Raw genomic sequence first — 1,253 nt, 5'->3', positions numbered from 1 at the left:
CACCCCCCGCCGCCGCTCCGGTCGCCGCGTCGCCCGGCGCCGCCGGCACGGAGGGCGCGCCCGACGTCACCTGGAGGCCGACCGCGCCGCCCCGCCCGGTCGCCCCGCACGGCGAGGCGTCCGTCGGCCTCCTCGTGCCGTCGCCGCGGGAGGCCGCCACCGCGGACGAGACGGGCGCCGTCGTCGTCGTGCGCGGGGACACGTTGTGGGACATCGCCCGTCGGCACCTGCCCCCCGGAGCCGACGACGCCGAGGTGGCGGCCGCGTGGCCCGCCTGGTACGAGACGAACCGCGCCGTCGTGGGCGACGACCCCGACGACGCCCGCGACGTCATCCTCGAGGTCAAGGCGGGGGAGGGCGGCGAGGAGTCCGCGCTCTTCGCCGGCGACCTCGTGCGGATGTACCTGCGCCTCGCCGAGCGCCGCGGGTGGAGGGCCGAGCTGCTGGACGCCGCGCCGTCCGACCTCGGCGGCTACAAGGAGGCGTCCCTGGCCGTCCGCGGCCGCGGCGGGGACCCGGCGACCGGCGTCTACGCCGCGCTGAAGTTCGAGGGCGGCGTCCACCGCGTGCAGCGGGTGCCGGTGACGGAGTCGGCGGGCCGCATCCACACCTCCGCCGCCGGGGTGCTCGTGCTCCCCGAGGTCGAGGACGTCGACGAGGTCGAGGTGTCCCCCTCGGACCTGCGCGTGGACGTCTTCCGCTCCTCGGGGCCGGGCGGGCAGAGCGTCAACACCACCGACTCCGCCGTGCGCATCACGCACCTGCCGAGCGGCCTCGTCGTCTCCTGCCAGAACGAGAAGAGCCAGCTGCAGAACCGCGAGCAGGCGCTGCGCATCCTGCGCGCCCGGCTGCGGGCGCTGGCGGCCGAGGAGGCCGCCGAGGCGGCGTCGGGGCTGCGGCGCGCGCAGGTGCGGACGGTGGACCGCTCCGAGCGGATCCGGACCTACAACTTCCCCGAGAACCGCATCAGCGACCACCGCACGGGGTACAAGGCGTACAACCTCGACGCCGTGCTGGACGGCGACCTCGACGCCGTCCTCGCCTCCTGCGCGCGGGCCGACGAGGACGCCCGGCTCGCCGCCGTGGAGACGTCCTGAGCGCCTCCGGGACGGACCTGGCGACGCTCCTGCGGGCGGCCGCGGGCCGGCTCGCGGCGGCGGGCGTGCCGAGCCCCCGCGCGGACGCGGAGGAGCTCCTGGCCCACGCGCTCGGCACGACGCGGGGGGCCGTCGCGCTGGGCGCCCTGCGCGGCG

At 78.0% G+C, this 1,253-nt stretch carries 1 protein-coding gene and 1 pseudogene; both read left to right on the top strand.

Going from position 1 to position 1,253, the window contains the following annotated elements; translation table 11 throughout:
- Nucleotides 1-1,097 (top strand): PCRF domain-containing protein (locus tag HLB09_RS17330; protein ID WP_246235760.1); only part of this gene is annotated, 1,097 nt, incomplete at its 5' end.
- Nucleotides 1,046-1,253 (top strand): annotated as a pseudogene (locus HLB09_RS20220) (hypothetical protein); the annotation flags it as partial. The gene HLB09_RS17330 and the pseudogene HLB09_RS20220, both read left to right, overlap by 52 nt.

Source organism: Pseudokineococcus marinus, from assembly GCF_013004605.1.
GTDB lineage: Bacteria > Actinomycetota > Actinomycetes > Actinomycetales > Quadrisphaeraceae > Pseudokineococcus > Pseudokineococcus marinus.
The sequence above is the reverse complement of the archived record's forward strand: the minus strand, read 5'-3'. Positions and strand labels throughout refer to the sequence as shown.